The following is an 18,062-nucleotide window of genomic DNA, read 5'->3' on the forward strand; positions in this document are numbered from 1 at the left end:
TCCATTGAAGGAGTAGGGCTAAATTCAATAACATCAATAGAGCCAAAATGTTTTTTTACAGCAACCAAAGCATCTTTTAAAGAATTTCTATCCAAAACATCAGCGTAAAAAGAAGCAACCGAAATTTCTTGTGCTTCAAGCTGTTTAACCAGATCATTTAATTTTTCTTCACTTCTTGCCAAAAGAGCTACATTGTAACCTTCTTTCCCAAAACGTTTTGCCACAGCAAATCCAACACCTGGACCGGCACCAATTATTGCAATAGTTTTTACCATTTACTTACATTTTAATTTTAGTGTAACAAAAATACCTAAATTGCTTACAAAATGTAAGTGGTTACCCAAATGTAACTACTTACCTTTAAGTAACTAACTTTATGATTGAGATAACAAAACAACTAAAGAAATCTATCGAGCTATTTCCTAATCTAACTGAATGTAAATCCTCATTAGGCCCAATACAAGACGCATTATATGTATTGGGCGGAAAATGGAGGATTCCAATTTTAGTTGCAATGCTTGAAGGCAACAAGCATTTTGGTGAAATTAAAAGGACAATAAATAAGATTTCTGCAAAAGTGCTTTCACACGAATTAAAAGAACTAGAATTAAATGGTTTTATAACCCGACGTGTTTACGGAACGAAACCTGTAGGCATTGAATACGAACTGACAGAATATACAAATTCGCTTGGTGCTGTAATTGTGGCATTGAGAGAGTGGGGACTATTACACCGTGAAAAAGTGAAGACGGAATGGAATTGAAAAACAACCGCCGCCAATACTCAAACCGTTATGCGTCACAAATTGCGACCGGGCAACTTCAAACTTGCTCACTTTCAAGACTGTAAAGTAAAATCAGAATACGATGGGGCTCTTCGGGGAGTTAAGACTAATTGACACATTTGCGGCAGAATTCTCCGGATTACAAAAGGAAAAATCAAATTTAATGAAAGCTATTTTCTGAATCTTACCAAAGCTTTACGAACATTATACAATTAGGCTAATTTATTTGAAGATACCAAAATGAATGGGGAAAAGACATTATAATTATTCTGATCTATTAAAGAACATCAAACTGTTTATTGCCTGACATCCCTTTCGCAAGTTCCAATCCGGCAAGTCCACCGCCACTGATGAAGATTTTTTTCATTTTAGGTAAACGGTCTATGGTTAGGATAACAATCCCCGATCTCCGCCACTTGATAGAGTAGCGTGAACCGGGGATCAATCTTGTTAATGCACAGATACTGACACGCTACTGGAGTGATCTTCCTTCCTTGGGAACCTTTGTCTGTATTTATCTCCGATCCTATCAACGCAGTAGTACACCATCGGCACCACAAACACGGTAAGGCAAAGACTGGTAGACAATCCACCGATCACCACCCATGCAAGGCCATTTTTCCATTCACTGCCCGGAGCGGTACTGGTGGCAATAGGAATCATACCAATTACCATGGCAATGGTCGTCATCAAAATAGGCCGTAGCCTGGTTTGTCCGGCTTTTATTAAAGCTGTCCAGGTACTGTCGCCATGTTCCTTGCGCTGGTTGGCGAAATCGACGATCAGGATGGCATTTTTTGCTACAAGCCCCAAAAGCATGATCATACCCAGAATGGTGAAAATACTCATGGAAGATTTGGTCAGTGCAAGTGCGAGAAAAACACCTAGAAATGCCACCGGAATAGCGAAAAGCACTACAAAGGGGTATATGAAGTTATTATACAAGGCCACCATAACAAGGTACATCAGGAAAATGGCAGCGACAATAGCTGCAGCCAGTGCACCGAAGGAATCTGCCTGGCGCTCAGCATCTCCACTCCACCGTAAATCAATACCGGCAGGCAGAGGCTTTTCCATCAGCGATTGCTTGATTTTGTCGACCACGTTACCTGATGGCAGGCCGAGTACATTGCTTTTTACCGTAACGGAGGTTCTTCTGCCCTTACGCTCCAATACACTGGGGCCGCTTCCCTGCACGATATTGGCAAACTGCGATAGCTTGATAGACTTGCCGACATCATTGATAAAAGAAATATTCTTAACATCTTCCACATCGTGTTTATTAAAATCATCAAACTTGACCCGGATATCATATTCATTGTTACCGACACGATATTTTGCGTCGTCATTTCCTGAATAGGCGTTTTGTAATGTTGTGCCGACACTGTAAATGTTCAGGCCTAACTGCCCCATTTGTTCACGGTTAATATTGACTTCCACCTCAGGGTTCCCGGCCTCAACGCTAAGATTCGTATTTATCGCTCCGGGCATTGCCGCTATCCTGGATTTCAGTTCATTGGCCACTTTCATCAGCTGGTCGTTATCTTCTCCGTTCAAAACGATCTGGATCGGATCGCCCATGTTTACCATGCTAACCATACTTGGGCTAACCTTCACGCCAGCAAAATGTTTGGCAATCTGCTGACTTTTTTTAAGCATCAGTTTTTCGGTTGAAAGCGCACGCTTATCTTTGTCAACCAGTGTCACGGTTAATTCGGTTTTATAATCGGATCCCACACCGGCTACGATTGAGGAAGTGCTACTGCCTGCCACATTACTGAATACGGTGGTAACATCAGACTGCTGGCGCAGATAACTCTCAATTTCATAACTGAGTAAGTTATTTTGCTTAACTGTCAGGCTTTTGTCGTATTCCAGGGCGAGTCTGAATTGTCCTTTATCGGTTTGTGTAATAAATTCCTTGCCAATGATGCCCATGTTCATCACCAAGCCAATCGCCGCAAAAAGCGTCAGCACGAACCCTGCCGTGATTAATTTATGCTTTAATGTCCATTGAAGCGCGCCGACGTACCAGGCGGTAAGCCCGTCAAGAAGCTTTTCAAACTGGATCAATACTTTGTGAAACATATTTTTGTTGTCCAGCACAGTTACCTTGCCAAAGCGTGATGCCAGCCAGGGGGTCAGCGTATAACATACAAACAAGCTCATCAGTGTCGCTATGACAATGGTAACGGCATACTGGCGAAGTACGTCGCCAATTGTATTTTGGATCACACACAACGGGCCAAACACCACCACATCCACTGTTGTAATTGCAAGGGCAGAGAAACCTATTTCATTTCTTCCGTCAAGCGCTGCTTGACGTTTATTTTTTCCCATGTGAAGGTGGCGGTGGATGTTTTCAAGTACCACAATACTGTCGTCGACCAAAATCCCGATAACAAGAGAAAGAGCGAGCAAACTCATCAGGTTCAGACTAAAACCAAAGAAATACATCGCGATAAAGGTAGAAATCAGCGAGGTCGGAATTGCCACCAGGACGATCAGCGAATCGCGGATACTGTGCAGGAACAAAAGCATAATGGCCGCTACCAGCAGCACCGAAATTTCAAGGTCATGTACTACGCCGTCTGCAGACTCTAAAGTGTAATCCGCTGTATCGTCTGCAATGATGAATTTCACGCCTTTACTGGCATACTTGTTTTGGATGGCTGAGATCTTTGTTTTAACTTGCCTGCTGATATCGACCGCATTGGCATCCCCCTGCTTTTTGATCAAAAGACCAATAGCATTTTCGCCATTATAGCGAAAGACGGATGCAGGTTCCTTTGTAACATCAGTAACGGTAGCAACGTCACTTAGTTTAACCGGACTGCCTGCCGAGGGTAGAGCGACGGTCAAATCATTCAATTGGGCGACCGAAGAAAACTTGCCGGTTAGCCTGACTGTCATCTGACCGTTATTCTCAGATTTAACTTTTCCCGCCGGAAACTCTACGTTCGCGTTGGTAATCTTCTGGGTAACATTCAGGATCGAAAGCCCGTAATAGTCCAGTTTGTCTTTTAGTACATTGACCTGTATTTCCCTTTCTTGGCCGCCAATGACCGTTATTTCGCCCACACCTGTGATTTGCTGAAACTGGGGGTTTATCTCATTTTTGATGACATCGTAAAATTCAGAACCGCTTAATTTAGATACGGCTGCCAGCTGAATAATGGGCTGGTCGCTTGGTGTCACCTTGGAGATGCTTGGAGACTTCACATCAGAAGGAAGATCACTTAAAATGTTGTTGATTTTCCTTTGTACTTCCTGTTGTTTACTGTCTATATCGCTTCCGACATTAAATTCGGCTGTAATGATCGAGTTACTTTCCAGTGACTGCGAGGATACTGTTTTGATACCATCCACACCGCTGAGTACATCTTCTATTTTTTTTGTAACAGTCTGCTCCACATTGACAGGTGCAGCTCCTGGGTATTGCGTGGTGATCACCAGCGTTGGCTTACTCATTTCAGGCATCAGCTCATAGCTTAGCTTGGTGTAGCAAAATATACCCCCGGCGAGAAGGACTGTGAAGATCACAATGATCAGCGAGGGGCGTTTGATTGAAATTTCGGTTAATGACATTTTTTATGTTGTTTTAGCTTGAATAACCTGGCAACTTGCAGGTTCTTTTATTTTGCAATGGATACCCGTGAACCATCACTGAGATTAACAAGTCCGCCTGATGCAACTAGGTTGCCTGCGGCTAGTCCGCTGGTTACCTGAACGCGGTTTTCGTTCCCGCTACCGAGCTGGATATCCCGAATTTTCGCAACATTATTTTCAATCACATATACCTGTGGTTTTGCCGAAGATCCGATGATGGCTGAACGGGGAACGGTCAAGGCGTCAGCTGAAAGCGTATTTGTAAGCTCAACAGTTCCGTACATACCCGACCGTAAAGCGGAATTGTTGTTGGCTACACGGACTTTGATCTGAAAATTGTGCGAGGCGTCCGCATCTGATCCAATCATTTCTACTATTCCTTTAAATTTGGTACCGGGGTGAACATCAGAGGTTACATCAATAGCTTGTCCTGTTTTAAACTGGGCAATATTTTTTTCAGGAACATTGATTTCAAGTTTTAAGGAACTGATATCGATCAGGGTTGCCATTTGCATGCCTGGGGATACGATAGCCCCCAGATCGAAATTCCGGCTGATGATCACACCAGCAGAAGGTGCATGAATGGTACACTGGCTGATCTGTTTTTTAAGCTGGTCGATCTGGGCTTTTGTAATAAGAACGTCTGTTTTGGCGTTGTCTATTTGTAACTGGGTGACCCCTGAAACTGCCTGCTGATACCTGGTGAGCGTACTGACGGCTCTGTCGTAACTAGCATTTGCTGATTGTAGTTGGGTTTTCAAAAGGTCACTATCGAGCTGGGCAATCACGCTGCCAGCTGCCACTCGGGAGCCTTCCTGGATATTGACTTTGATCACTTTTCCGGTTGTCTCAGTACCAAGGGTTACTTCACGGTTGGGTGCAAAAGAACCCGTAAAAGTAACCGACTGGTCAAACCGTGCCATTTTTACTGAATCTATCTGCACCATTACAGCGGTGTTGACATCGGGTTGGTAAATCTTTTCGGTGAGCTCTTCTTTGTTGCTGGTCAGTTTGAAAGCCACCGCAGCTAACAGGGCGCCAGCAATGACGACCGTTAAAACCGTTTTTGTTATTTTGTTCATGGTTTTGTGTTGTTATGATGTTTGATCTAATCTATGTTTATATTAATTTGAAATTTTATGGGAGCAGGGTACCCTGGGCTTGTTTCAGGTTTAGTTCTGCCTGTTTAATATTGATCAGTGCCGTAACGTATTTTGTTTGTGCCGATTGCAGATCGCTTGTAGTATTAATCACATCACTGACTTTAACGATCCCACTCTGATACTGCTGATTGATATCAGCCAATACCTTTTGAGCTAGGGCCAAGTTTCTTTTCTGGTTTTCATATGTGATCATATTGCTTCGTATATCTGCCCGGGCATTAGCAACATCCTTATCGTTTTGCTGCAATATCTGTGTGGCCTGAACATCAAGCTTGCCAATTTCAAGTTGTTTTTGCTGGGCTTGGTATTTGGTATTAAAACCATCAAAAATGGATATTTTGAATTTAATCCCAATGTTGGACGCCGGATAGAGCTTGTCGTTGATATTTTTGAATGGATTGGCGTTAACGTTATATCCATATAGCCCATAATTGGCATAAAGTGATACTGTTGGCAAGTAACCTGCTTTTATGTTCTTGTATTCGAGTTCGGCAATTCGTTTGTTTTGAAGCAACTGTAAATAATTTGTTTTTTTAGCCGCGTCATAGTCGCTGTCTGCCTTGTGACTTATTTCGTTTTCAGTGAAGGTATCGATACTGACGGATTCGCTGAGTGGCATGTTCATCAGCACTTTAAGCAGGTTGTAATATTTTTCTTTGGAGTTCTGAAGCCCTTCCAGATCGGCCTTACTATTGTCACGGGTAACGGTCAGCCTATCTACGTCGGTCTGGGTAGCAAGCCCTGCCCGCAACTGCTCCGAAGTGCCTTTTAGTAAGGTTTCGGTATTTTGCAGGCTTTGACCGCTTAGTTCTTCCTGTTTTAACAGCGATTGGATGTTGTAGTAGGTAGCAGCGACATTGTAGACCAAGTCTTCCTGTGAGCTTCTGATCTGAAGCTGACTGCCAGCCAGCAGAACTTTCGCCGCTTTTAGCTCTATTTTGGCCGATGCATTGTAAATGTTCTGGCTTAGTTCAGCAGACACTAATTTGGTCTGGTCGATGCCTAGACGTGCAGGGATATACGTGCCTTCAGTTCCTCCAAAGGTCGAAGCAGGGAGGATGGAGGTTTGAATCTGGGGCGAATACTGATAAGAGCCGCTGGCACTAATGTTTGGCAGTAGCGCACTGTAAGCCTGCCTGATGCCGGCGTTAGCTTTGTCAAAATCAAGCGTAACTGCTTTGAGTTGTAGACTTTGCCTAAGGGCTATTTCTGTGCAGTGGGCAAGCGTATAGTGCGTCTGCGCATGAGCCATCGAACTTATGCTAATCAATATTACAAATGATATACCGAAGGCATTTTTTTTTGGTTTCATACTTTTTATTTTATTTAATTGTTGGATATTTTTGTCAAATAGTGTGTAAAAATGTGGCTGAGCTATTTCTTGATACATCAAACTTCATAATATACTAAGCTTTTTATTTAAATGTTTTATATAATTGTTCGACATTCTTGTCGAATACTGAATAAAAATGTGGTTGAGCTGTTTCTTGATACATCAAACTTCATAATATATTTAGCTTTTAACGTAAATGTTTTATGTGATTGTTCGACATTTTTGTCGAATATTAGATAAAAAAACTAAGCCTTAAACGCGTTTGCCAAAAAATCAATCAGATACTGTTTTCGTTCTTTCATTAAGTTTAAATAAGCTTTGTCGGAAAGATTCAGCAAAGACTTGATCATGCCCATCCCTGCGAATGGAAACATACAGGAAGACAGAAAGGTGAGAAAGATTTGTTCCGGATTCCCTATCATTTCACCTCTTTTGACAGCCTCGGCAATTCCTGTTTTAAAATATTCATAAAAATCTTTCTGAAGAAGCTTTTGAATATCCTGAAACAATGCAGGGTTTTTGTTGAATTCGTTCAACAAAAATATATCAACTTCTGGCTTCTGCATAGCATCGTCCATGTAGTGACCGGCAAAAAGCTGCATTTTTTCTACGATAGTATAATTGTCGGCATTAAGATCAAGCATCCGTGCGGCCAACTCGCCGAAGAAATCCTTCCAGACTACTGCAAAAAGCTTTTCTTTACTACGGAAATAATAATGAAGTGCCGTGCGTCCAATACCGGCTTCATCGGCAATTTCTTGCAACCGAGTACCTGCCAGACCTTTTTGTAAAAAAATTTTTCTGGCGGCAAGTTTAATCTGTGTTTCGGTATCTGTAGTAACCTCGCTATTCAACATAGTGTCTGACAATTTTGTATAACACAAATGTCGGATGAATTTTTGATATTTCAAAGGGCATAGTATGATTTTTTTGTTCGTTCGGAAAATAGCTCGGTGTCGGGAAAAGCCAGCGTGAATTGATATCCCAGCGATCGTCTGGCGTCATTAGCACCTGTTCAAACCTGGTCTTTCAAAATTGGATCGTTGATTAAAGCAACGAAAAGCGCTTAAAGAGCATTAAGAAAAGCGTTTAAGCGTGCTTTTTGCCGGAATTAAGTGGCGGTTTAACTGCTAATAATATCGTTATTATCAACAATAAAAAAATGAGATGTAATGCCAACACGATGCAAAATGGGACTATCGCGCAGAAAACACAGATGAACCTATTGGAAAACATTCCTAACCAAAAGTCTAACCAGACCATTATTAACGATTTGGGGAGAAGCTTTGCTGAATGAGTATTTGAAAGTGTCGGGGAAATGATTTCTACAACTGGAAAGATAGGTGCTGACCTGTTAAGTCTTCTTATGGAGCCTGTTTACATCGCACCCGAAGAAAATCCAGGTGAGCCATCCAAACGTAAGAAAAAAAAGCAAAGGGAATCACAGGATTACGGGATAAGCAGATGACTTTATATCTGAACAGCGACAGAGCAGCCTCCATATATCTAATTAATTTTAGTTCTTTTAATTTTGCTTAAATGAATTAAAATCCATTTATCCAATTTATCATTGTTAATGATTTACAGAATTTAGTTCTATTTTTGGATCTCTAAATTGCTGATTTATTTAGGAACTCCTTTCTGTAAAAACTAAACAGGCTTAATATCAAAAACTTGACGATACAACCTTTAATTGAATATTTTAAAAAGTACCTTCCGCTAAATTCCGATGAAATAATTTTGCTTTCCGAAAGAGTAACACCAAGGAAAATAAAACGGAGGCAGATGATCTTACAGGAAGGCTTTGTTTGCAAACATTATACATTTGTTGAGAAAGGCTGTTTTAAAATGTATGGCATTGATGAAAAAGGGACGGAACATAATCTAAGGTTTGCAGCAGAAAATGATTGGGTTGCTGACCTGGGAAGTTTCTATTCGGAAAAACCAAGCAAACTGTTCATAGAGGCAATTGAACCTTCTACAATTTTGCAGATTGAGAAGCAGGACTTGCTTTATCTTTTTGTGAATTCACCAAAGTTTGACAGAAACTTTCGGGTGATCGTGGAGGAAAAATTTATTGAACTTCAAACCCGCTTGTTACAAAATTTCAGTTCAAATGCAGAGCAACGATATCTGGATTTTCTTGAACAGTATACCGAGCTATCATCAAGATTACCCAATACTCAGATAGCTTCCTATTTGGGCATCACACCTGAATTTCTGAGCAAAATCAGAAAAGATATATCATTAAAATAATAGTTACCCTTAAACTACATTAAGACTATTTCTTAAGCTTGTTTATTGGCTGGAAAGACATTTGTAAACCATCTTTGCATCGTATAACAACTCAGTTTTACAAGTCAAAAAAATATAAAATGGGAGCAACAAAAGAATTCTTCAATCAATTTTTACAATTCATTAATACTGCTGATGAAAATTTGGCTCAACAACTAATAAGTCCTGCTGCGAAATTCTATGTGCCTTTTCAGGCTGATCCGTTGCAAGGGCCTAAAGGTTATCTAACGATTATAGGAATGATGCGCAGCGGCTTTCCTGATATTCAATGGAGTATCGAAGATATGATCGCTGAGAATGACAAAGTAGCCGTTAGATTTACAATGAAGGGAACCCATAAAGGAACCTTCTTCGGAGTATCCGCAACCGGAAAACCAATCGCAGTTAGCGCAATGAATTTTTATCGTTTGTCTGACAACCAGATCATAGAAGAAATAGGACAACCTGATTTGCTAGCTTTAATGACTCAAATCGGAGCTATACCACAATAAAATTTTCGTTGCAAAAGTCTAGCGAGATGGTTTTAAATAAAGAGAGACGGTTCACTATGAGCCGTCTCTCTTGTATTTTATGAACTTGATAGAAAGCTTACTGATTTCCTTTTTTCAATAATTCTACCTTTTCATGCTCACTCTGTAACAAACGCTCCAAAAGGGCTACCTTCTCATCATAAAGTTCTACAATCTTATCCAAAGGATTAAATGAGCATTGATAATTTAACGATGCTGAATTATCGTGGTAAGTATTTCCAATTATATTAAAAACAGCCTCTTCACTGAAATTTTTAATAGCATCCACGCTGAGGCCTAAGACCTTTGCTATTTTTTCTAATGTTGCAACTTCAACTTCCTCACTCTGCTCAATCTTTGAGATAGTCTGCTGGCTTACGCCAAGTTCAATAGCAAGAAAATCTTGTTTTATACCACGTATTTCCCTGATACGGCTGATCTTTCTGCCGATATGCACTTTGTTAGATTTTGTAGGCGTTTCCATAAAGCAAATATAATAAATTCCTAAGATAGTAATGAACCAATGTATTGTAGTAAGATACCAATTTAATTGGTAGGTTACGGCATTGCCGTACCTCATTTTTGATCTCAGAAATCAAAAATGTCACGATTATGGAAACACAATTCTCGCAATCTGGTCAGTTCCAGAAAGAAAATTTTTCAGCCTTTATAAAAGAGCTGGTTCAAAAATTCAAGCCCGAGCAAATATATAGCTTTGGAAAATACATCGATTTTAAAGTCAATAACGGGTGCTTTATACAGAACCATAGTACAGAAAACTATCATTATTTTTTGCTGATGGTCACAGAAAGCGTCACCAGAATTGAACACGAGGTGCAAGACTTTGCCAATAATAAATACCCTTTCGGAAAAATCACCATATTGGCTCATGGGCAAGAAACCATTGCAGCGGCAATAAAGGCCAATAACAGGTTTTTCATTACCATTTATAACGAGGGTAAAATTCTCTATAGTCGGGATGGTATGGTACAACCTTTCCAGGCTATAAGTTTGATTCCCACACAGGGAGCAGTAAAAGCCCAAAAACATTACAACCATCGCTTTCCGTTGGCAACAGGTTTTTTAAAAAGTGCAAAAGAATGCCTGACCAACCAACATTACAATCTTAGTGCATTTATGGCACATCAGGTAGTAGAACAATGCTGTATTGTTTTGATCAGGGTTCATCTGGCTTACCGTTCTGATATACACAACCTGTATAGACAACTTCGGTTGTGCGATAGCTTTTCTCCGGCACCATCAAGGCTATTTTTATCGGGCAGTGAAGAGGACAAACGGCTCTTTGACATTATGGTAAAAAGTTATTCCGCTGCACGTTACAAGGATAACTTTAAGGTTGAACTAGTCGATGCGGAGCAAATTTTCACCCGTGTTTCAACCTTTTTAAAGCTTACTGAAATTATGTGCAGTGACAAGATAAAATCCCTTGCACAAGTGGCAGAATCCTACACACAACTAAAAAAAGAAAGAGAGGTGGATTATGCCGGATAAAACTATTCCATCGATGAACTTCTTTCATTTGCCCTTTACGCCAAATACAAGAATACTTACAGAAAATACACTGAACCAATATTCCGAAATCAGAAAACCCAAAAGGGGTTATTTCCCCATTAAAATCAGAAAAATATCTTTCAGCAATGAACTGCTCGTAATAGGTGTAATTCTGGACAAAGAGCCTGAAGAGCTTGTTTATATCAAAGTCACCACATCCAAACTACTGGTGAGCTGCAGCGTTGATACCCATGAAAACTATTTGAGCCGATACGCTTATTTTTCGCTTAACCAACTGATGTACTATCATACTGAATACGATTTCGAGGACTATTATTGGCCGGGATTCTTTGATCAGGAAACAGGGGTATCTAAGTATCTGATGATCCATAAGTCAAAGGACAGTTTATATGTATCATCAAAAGTGAGGTATAAAGGCTTATATAAACCTGGAAAACAACTTCCTAATATATCTGCAAATATAATTGAGCTACGAAAAGCAGTTCCCTCAATTCAGGAACAGCCACCGAGTGAGACCCACATCGTATTGAGTTTCTGCTTGGCAGACACTAACAATGAAAGATACCGAACTAACCATTACCCTTTTCTAATTCCTTGTATAGGTATATTGAACAAAGGCAAAACGGGAGTTAGGAGCTTTAAAACATACGTACTTAATGAAATGCACCTTTCGGAAATTGATCTTACGGACGAACAGCAAAGCCTCGTTGAGATTTGCTTCGACATGAAAAAGATAGCCTTAGTTGCTAACCCAGAATATAAAGAAGACGCTCATAGTCTAGCTGAAAAACGGAAACAGAACCAATATAATTTCAATCAGCTTTTTGAGCTATGGCAAAAGGCGCTCCCTTTACTTTCAGGAAGGCTGTATACACACTACAGTTATACGTATGGAATGCGTAATGTAAAGAGCAAACCGATAAGATCGTATATGACTCCATGCGAAGTTAATAATGAAACACCAGAAATCTGCTTTCTATGGAAAGATAAGGGCGATTATTATAAACTGGAGCTTCGATTAATGCTTCTAGGAAAAATACATCCGCTACAATATTACTTCAATACCGCTTTCTTTGCTATGCTGAGCTACAGCCCGAGAAAATATGTGCTATTGAACTCTGTTGTAGATAGCGAACTGCTTACTTATTTTCAGCAAAGCCAATTTCAGCTCTTAGTACTAAAGAAACACTATGACGGTGATTTTAAAGATTTTGTAGATCAACTAAGGATGGGATATAGGTTTATTGATAAATAAAGATCACGAAAAAATTAAAAAATTGAAATTACATGTTTACCTATCAATTGTTCATGTTCATTAGGATTTAGGGGTATGGTTATTGTAGAAATAATTCTTTATTTTTGTGTTAACACTCAATATCATATCCATGCACATAGAAACACGTAAATTACATTTGATAGAAGAAATGCTCAAAGTAAAGAGTGAAGCTACTTTATCTGCTTTGGAGAAGCTATTAAAGAATACCAATAATAGAACAGTTAAGAAAACGCTAAGCTTAAAAGATTTTTCTGGAATCTGGTCGAAGGACGAGGCGGAAGAAATGGAACGTATTATTGCAGAATCTTGTGAAACAATCCACCCAGATGACTGGAAGTAACCTATTAGACACCAATATCGTTATTGAGTTATTTAAAGGCAATCCAACAATTACAGAGTTTCTTGAAACCTTAGAGGAGGAAATAAATATTCCTTTTGCTGTATTAGGGGAACTATATCTGGGTGCTTACAGATCAGCTAACCCAAAAAAGCACATTAAACAGATCAACTCTTTTCTAGAAAGGTGTAATGTTCTTATTGCTGATGATGAAACAGCAAATCACTATGCCTTAATCAAAACTGCCTTGTTGCAAAAAGGTAAGCCAATACCGGAGAATGACATGTGGATAGCCGCAGTATCAAAGCAATTTGACCTAAAGTTACACACCAAGGACAAGCACTTTAAGGAAATAGACAACCTAAATTTAAAGAGCTGGTAATCCTTGACATATATTTGCTTATTAATCAGCACCACCCGCACGGTGCGGCCTGCGAAACCCCATCACACGTAAGCCAACCCGCTGTTCTCGCTCTGGGCATTTACGGAGTTGTTTACCTTGGTTTCCTGCCATAGTACATTGGTCGTGTGGTATATGATCGGCACCCTTTGCAGTGGGACAAAAACCACGCATTGCAATAACAATACGTGGTCAGTAGATGAAAAGTGCTATTGCTTTTATTACGACGCTTCTTCCATTTCTGGTGTTACTACAGTGTATTTTTCCCGGATCAAGGCAATATCAGCGCTTATTTTCGATTCTGTAACTTCATTAGCTTTGGTATGTTGAGCAACAAATTTCCCCATAAGTGGCGCCATATCTTCACTTACTTTGGTATCCAATACTTTGGCATATAATTGTGTAGTACGGATATTGGTGTGCCCAAGCATTTTAGATACGCTTTCGATAGGTACACCGTTCAATAAAGTTACGGTGGTGCCAAAAGTCCGTTTGGCTATCCGGTTTCCTAATGTTTTATTAACGCCTGAAAGTGCCGCAATTTCAACCAGATATTCGTTCATCTTTTGATTGCTTGAAATTGGTAGAGCCTTGTTGTTATGAAGGCAATAAGGGTGATCTTTGTACTTTTCCAGAATGCTTGCCGCTATTGGCAGCAAAGGTATTGCCACCCTTGTATCTGTTTTTTTTCTGTAGGTAAATATCCAACGTTCGCCGTCAACCCCAATACTTACATCGGCTAGTTTAAGTTTTTGAACATCTGCATAAGAAAGTCCGGTATAACAACTGAACAGGAAAAAGTCACGTACCTGCGATAACCTTGCGGTAGTAAACTGTTTTTCGGTGATCTTATGCAATTCATCTGCGGTTAAAAATTCCCTGTGGACAGGTTTTGATTTAAGCGTATGCCCAAAGAAAGGGTCGGTATTAATCCATTTATACTTCCGGCAGATGCTTACGATCTTTTTGAGATTTTTAATATGCTTATTTGCGGTGTTGGTATCGTTTTCCTTTACCGTATGCAGGTAGAAGTCAAAACCGTGGATAAACTCGTGGTCTATACGTTTTACATTAAAATCGGTTCTGTTGTATTTGGCGGCAATGAACTCTTCTACATGCCTTTCCAATACTTCAAATCTTCTAAGCGTGCCAGGCGCATATTCTTCTTTCTCCACCAATGCTTTCATTTTTTCATTGTGAGTTTTAATGGCCTCCAATATGGTGTGTGCTTTTTCTTCTTTACCTAAGAATTTGCATTTAACACTATCAGCAGTTATTTCAGCTCCGTCCACGCTTAACTGGCTATGGGCTGCATAAACTTCCGCTTTCATATTTTCCAGATAGGCATTCAGTATTTTAACATCTTCCTTTGTGCCGATGACTTTTCCGGCTTTTGCATTCCACCGCTCTGGTTCGCAATTTCTGCTTGTTGACATTTCCGCACGAATCCCGTCCACCGTAATTCTTAAAAAGATAAAGTAAACAGCCCCTTTTATGTAGTTTTTTGGCTTTTTCAAAAAGAAAAGCACGCTAAAATTAGTTTTCATAACGATAACATTAAGGTTAAACAAAAATAGCTTTGCAGTTTCATTCATACAAGATGTTCATCCATTAAACGAGTTGAATATCAATGTTTTAATACGAATTAGGGGAGTTTGATATTATAAAGAACGACGCACCGAATGACGCACATTTTATATGCGATTTCGTGCATATTTTGGCATAACCCGTAAAAGCAAAAACCCTGCAATCATTTGATTTGCAGGGTTTTAGTTCTCTTTGATATTGTTTCTTGTGATCCCGCTGGGATTCGAACCCAGGACCACTACATTAAAAGTGTAATGCTCTACCAGCTGAGCTACGGAATCATTTTCCTTTTGTTTAAGGAGGTGCAAATATAGAGATAAATCCTTTCTTTGCAAATGTTTTTACAAAATGTTTTAGGCCTTTATTGTTAAAATAAAGTTATCAGGGTGTAACTTCTTGATTTTAAAATGGCTAAGCGCCAAAAATAATTTTCATCTTTTAAAAATAAAAAGTTGAACAAGCTAAATAGGGGTGTGCTTACCCGAAATATATTATTTAACCGACTTCGGTATAAAGTTCAAAAACGACTGAAACTGTGCTTTATGTTTGTTTTTATCCAGTTTAAAATAAAAGGCACCACGTCTGGAGTTCGATTTATCTTTTTCTGCTTGTTTGATTAATAAGCCACTGGCGGTAATTTTACGGATAAAGTTGCGGTTATCAATCGGTGTATCGTACACCTGTTCGTATAAAGCCTGCAGTTGTGGTATGGTAAAGCGTTTGGGTAATAACTCGAACAAAACAGGGTGGAGGGCGGCCTGATAACGGATTTTATCCATCGCTGCTTTAACCATAACGTTATGGTCGAAAATCAGTTCAGGAACTTCTTTAAGTGTAAACCATTCTGCATGGTATTGATCATTAATCTGTTTGCTGTATTTATTGATATCGATCAGCGCAAAATATACTACCGATACCGTCCGTTCAATCGGATCACGGTCCGGGCTACCGTAAGCATGCAGCTGCTCTAAATATACATCGTGCAGGCCGGTAAGCTCCAAAAGGATCCGCTTCGCAGCACCATCCAGGTTTTCGTTTTCGCCGATAAAACCGCCCATTAAGCTCCATTGGTCTTTTATTGGCTCAATGGCCCTTTTAATAACCAAAAGTTTCAGTTGTTCGCCGTCGTAACCAAAAATAATACAGTCTACGGCAACCAATACAGGTTTTTGATTTAGATATTTTTTCATGGTTTAAAAAAGCAGATTTAATTTAGCATCGTTGTAATCGGTAATATAGCCCAAAATATTTGGATAACCATCAAATTCTTCCAGGCTATGGGTAGTCGTTAATACCAGGCATTGCATACCTGCGTTCAAAGCCGATTCTACACCTTTGGGTGCATCTTCAAAAACCAGGCAATCGGCCGGTGCAACACCCAGGGCAGCTGCAGCCTTTAAAAAGGTTTCCGGATCGGGTTTGCTTATTTGTACATCATCGGCACTTACAATGGCACCCAGGTAATGGCGGATGTTTAAACCATCTACCACAAAATCAATATTAAAAGGAATAGCTGCGGAGCCAATGGCCATCGGAATCTGTGCAGCCTTAGTCCGCTCCAAAAAGTCGTCCAAACCGGCTATCAAGGCCAAATGCGGTAAATAACACTCCTGGTAGCGCTTTTCTTTATCTATCGAAAGGCGTTCGATTTCTGCAGGACTAAACTTATCCTTACCAAAAACACGCTCCAGTACTTCGTGGTTTTTGCCGTACATTTCTTTCTTTACAATTTCGTAATTTAGTGCTGCACCTAAATCTTCCGTCATAATACTGTACCAGGCTAACGTATGGTATTCCATATCGTTAATCATGGTTCCGTTTAAATCAAAAAGAAGGGCTTTGGGCTTAAAATTAAAATCGTGCATAGCTGCTAAATTATATGATTTTTTTTGATGTTGGGAATGATGATCAATATTAACAGAAATAATATTATAATCGTTAACGCGACGTTAATTATTTTTACTACTTTAGCTGTAACCAAAAATAAATCTATATGCAAGCATCAGGAGTTTTGCCAGGTAAAATTCACGATTGCTTCATCAACTTAAAACAATAATAACTGATGAAAAAACCATTTCTTAAGGCATTACCATTGGCTACCTTGTGTGTAGCCCTTGCTTTTAGTGCATGTAATCCTAAAACCGATAAAGGTGCAACAAGTAGTACACAGCAAGATTCGTTAAAATACAGCGCGACCATTGATGGTAAGGCAGTTAAACTTTACACGTTGAAAAACAAACAAGGTGCTTCGGTATCGATTAGCAATTTCGGCGGTAGGATAGTTTCCTTATTGGTGCCAGATAAAAACAACAAATTAACCGATGTGGTACTCGGCTACGATAGCGTGGGTGCTTACCGTAAAAAAGGTGAACCCTTTTTCGGCGCATTGATTGGCCGCTATGGAAACCGCATTGGCAAAGGTAAATTTACTTTAGATGGAAAAGAATACCAGTTGCAGCTTAATGATGGCGTAAATACCTTGCATGGCGGTACTGATGGCTTTTTCGGCAAAGTATGGGATGCCAAACAAGTGGATAGTACCAAACTTGAATTGAGTTACGTTTCTAACGATGGCGAAGCTGGTTACCCTGGCAAGTTGGACGTTAAAGTGACCTACACTTTAACCAACGATAATTCGCTGCAAATTGATTACGCGGCTACCACTGACAAAACGACTATTGTAAACCTGACTAACCACGCTTATTTTAATTTAAACGGTGAAGGCGACAGTACCATTTTGGATCACGAACTGATGATTGATGCCAATACTTACACGCCAGTTGATTCGACCCTGATTCCAACCGGAAAATTGCAGCCTGTTGCGGGTACGGCTTTCGATTTTAACAAAGCAAAACTAATTGGTAAACAAATTGGCGATAACGACGAGCAGTTAAAATTTGGTAAAGGTTACGACCATAACTTTGCCTTAACCCACCACGATGGTAAAACACCGGTAGCTGTAGTAAAAAGTACTAAAACCGGGATTGTTTTATCGGTTATCACTACCGAGCCTGGCTTACAGTTTTATAGTGGTAATTTCTTAACCGGGGCGGATAAGGATGGTAAAGGTGGTAAATCTTACCCGCACCGTTCAGCTTTCTGTTTGGAAACGCAACACTTCCCTGATGCACCAAACCACCCGAATTTTGCTTCAACGGTACTTAAACCGGGCGAAACCTATAAAACGAGTACCACTTACAAGTTTTCGAAATAGCGTTAACGGGTTGTATCAAATA

General features: G+C 39.9%; 17 protein-coding genes and 1 tRNA gene. 8 read left to right on the plus strand and 10 right to left on the minus strand.

All coding sequences use genetic code 11. The features are described 5' to 3' along the window. Positions 1 to 275 (minus strand): SDR family oxidoreductase (locus tag BCL90_RS13965; RefSeq protein ID WP_121284628.1); only part of this gene is annotated, 275 nt, incomplete at its 3' end. A 101-nt stretch (positions 276 to 376) separates the two neighbouring features. Here BCL90_RS13965 and BCL90_RS13970 point away from each other — a divergent pair. Beyond that, positions 377 to 763, plus strand: coding sequence for a winged helix-turn-helix transcriptional regulator (locus BCL90_RS13970; RefSeq protein WP_121284629.1), 387 nt, complete (start codon positions 377 to 379; stop codon positions 761 to 763). A gap of 471 nt (positions 764 to 1,234) precedes the next feature. On the opposite strand, the gene BCL90_RS13975 is transcribed toward BCL90_RS13970, so the two are convergent. The 4 genes from BCL90_RS13975 to BCL90_RS13990 form a co-directional block, all read right to left on the minus strand. Then, positions 1,235 to 4,372, minus strand: a complete 3,138-nt coding sequence (locus BCL90_RS13975) for an efflux RND transporter permease subunit (protein WP_121284630.1) — start codon at positions 4,370 to 4,372, stop codon at positions 1,235 to 1,237. A gap of 47 nt (positions 4,373 to 4,419) precedes the next feature. Further along, positions 4,420 to 5,475, minus strand: a complete 1,056-nt coding sequence (locus BCL90_RS13980) for an efflux RND transporter periplasmic adaptor subunit (RefSeq protein WP_121284631.1) — start codon at positions 5,473 to 5,475, stop codon at positions 4,420 to 4,422. Positions 5,476 to 5,530: 55 nt separating this feature from the next. Further along, the gene (locus BCL90_RS13985; RefSeq protein ID WP_166792207.1) at positions 5,531 to 6,868 is read right to left on the minus strand and encodes a TolC family protein; all 1,338 of its coding nucleotides are present in this window, start codon (positions 6,866 to 6,868) and stop codon (positions 5,531 to 5,533) included. A gap of 266 nt (positions 6,869 to 7,134) precedes the next feature. Next, positions 7,135 to 7,800, minus strand: coding sequence for a TetR/AcrR family transcriptional regulator (locus tag BCL90_RS13990; RefSeq protein WP_134380642.1), 666 nt, complete (start codon positions 7,798 to 7,800; stop codon positions 7,135 to 7,137). An 829-nt stretch (positions 7,801 to 8,629) separates the two neighbouring features. Between BCL90_RS13990 and BCL90_RS14000 the strand changes: the two genes are divergently transcribed. Continuing rightward, positions 8,630 to 9,145, plus strand: coding sequence for a Crp/Fnr family transcriptional regulator (locus BCL90_RS14000; protein ID WP_394341707.1), 516 nt, complete (start codon positions 8,630 to 8,632; stop codon positions 9,143 to 9,145). A gap of 119 nt (positions 9,146 to 9,264) precedes the next feature. After that, positions 9,265 to 9,675, plus strand: a complete 411-nt coding sequence (locus tag BCL90_RS14005) for an ester cyclase (protein ID WP_121284636.1) — start codon at positions 9,265 to 9,267, stop codon at positions 9,673 to 9,675. A 97-nt stretch (positions 9,676 to 9,772) separates the two neighbouring features. Here the strand turns inward: BCL90_RS14005 and BCL90_RS14010 are convergent, their stop codons facing one another. After that, positions 9,773 to 10,273: a helix-turn-helix domain-containing protein gene (locus tag BCL90_RS14010; RefSeq protein WP_317126834.1), complete on the minus strand. Its 501-nt coding sequence runs from the start codon at positions 10,271 to 10,273 to the stop codon at positions 9,773 to 9,775. 32 nt (positions 10,274 to 10,305) lie between these two features. On the opposite strand from BCL90_RS14010, the gene BCL90_RS14015 reads away from it, so the two are divergent. The 4 genes from BCL90_RS14015 to BCL90_RS14030 all read left to right on the plus strand — a co-directional run bounded on the left by BCL90_RS14015 (position 10,306) and on the right by BCL90_RS14030 (position 13,221). Next, positions 10,306 to 11,205, plus strand: coding sequence for a HEPN domain-containing protein (locus BCL90_RS14015; RefSeq protein WP_121284638.1), 900 nt, complete (start codon positions 10,306 to 10,308; stop codon positions 11,203 to 11,205). 13 nt (positions 11,206 to 11,218) lie between these two features. Beyond that, positions 11,219 to 12,481 carry a hypothetical protein gene (locus BCL90_RS14020; RefSeq protein ID WP_134380645.1) on the plus strand — a complete coding sequence of 421 codons (1,263 nt, stop codon included), beginning with the start codon at positions 11,219 to 11,221 and terminating at the stop codon, positions 12,479 to 12,481. A 130-nt stretch (positions 12,482 to 12,611) separates the two neighbouring features. Then, positions 12,612 to 12,842: a hypothetical protein gene (locus tag BCL90_RS14025; RefSeq protein ID WP_121284640.1), complete on the plus strand. Its 231-nt coding sequence runs from the start codon at positions 12,612 to 12,614 to the stop codon at positions 12,840 to 12,842. Continuing rightward, positions 12,829 to 13,221: a type II toxin-antitoxin system VapC family toxin gene (locus tag BCL90_RS14030; protein WP_121284641.1), complete on the plus strand. Its 393-nt coding sequence runs from the start codon at positions 12,829 to 12,831 to the stop codon at positions 13,219 to 13,221. Before BCL90_RS14025 ends, BCL90_RS14030 begins: the two co-directional genes overlap by 14 nt. Before the next feature lie 239 nt (positions 13,222 to 13,460). Here BCL90_RS14030 and BCL90_RS14035 read toward each other — a convergent pair whose 3' ends face one another. The 4 genes from BCL90_RS14035 to BCL90_RS14050 all read right to left on the minus strand — a co-directional run bounded on the left by BCL90_RS14035 (position 13,461) and on the right by BCL90_RS14050 (position 16,691). Further along, complete coding sequence (locus BCL90_RS14035; protein WP_121285148.1) at positions 13,461 to 14,786, minus strand: site-specific integrase; 1,326 nt, start codon at positions 14,784 to 14,786, stop codon at positions 13,461 to 13,463. Between the two features lie 248 nt (positions 14,787 to 15,034). Next, positions 15,035 to 15,107 (minus strand) — tRNA-Lys (locus BCL90_RS14040). A 210-nt stretch (positions 15,108 to 15,317) separates the two neighbouring features. Next, positions 15,318 to 16,016: an NUDIX hydrolase gene (locus BCL90_RS14045; RefSeq protein WP_121284642.1), complete on the minus strand. Its 699-nt coding sequence runs from the start codon at positions 16,014 to 16,016 to the stop codon at positions 15,318 to 15,320. 3 nt (positions 16,017 to 16,019) lie between these two features. Then, complete coding sequence (locus tag BCL90_RS14050) at positions 16,020 to 16,691, minus strand: HAD family hydrolase (protein ID WP_121284643.1); 672 nt, start codon at positions 16,689 to 16,691, stop codon at positions 16,020 to 16,022. A gap of 197 nt (positions 16,692 to 16,888) precedes the next feature. Between BCL90_RS14050 and BCL90_RS14055 the strand changes: the two genes are divergently transcribed. After that, the gene (locus BCL90_RS14055; protein WP_121284644.1) at positions 16,889 to 18,040 is read left to right on the plus strand and encodes an aldose epimerase family protein; all 1,152 of its coding nucleotides are present in this window, start codon (positions 16,889 to 16,891) and stop codon (positions 18,038 to 18,040) included. Positions 18,041 to 18,062: the final 22 nt, after the last annotated feature.

Source organism: Pedobacter alluvionis (assembly GCF_003664035.1).
In the GTDB taxonomy this organism is placed as follows: Bacteria; Bacteroidota; Bacteroidia; order Sphingobacteriales; family Sphingobacteriaceae; genus Pedobacter; species Pedobacter alluvionis.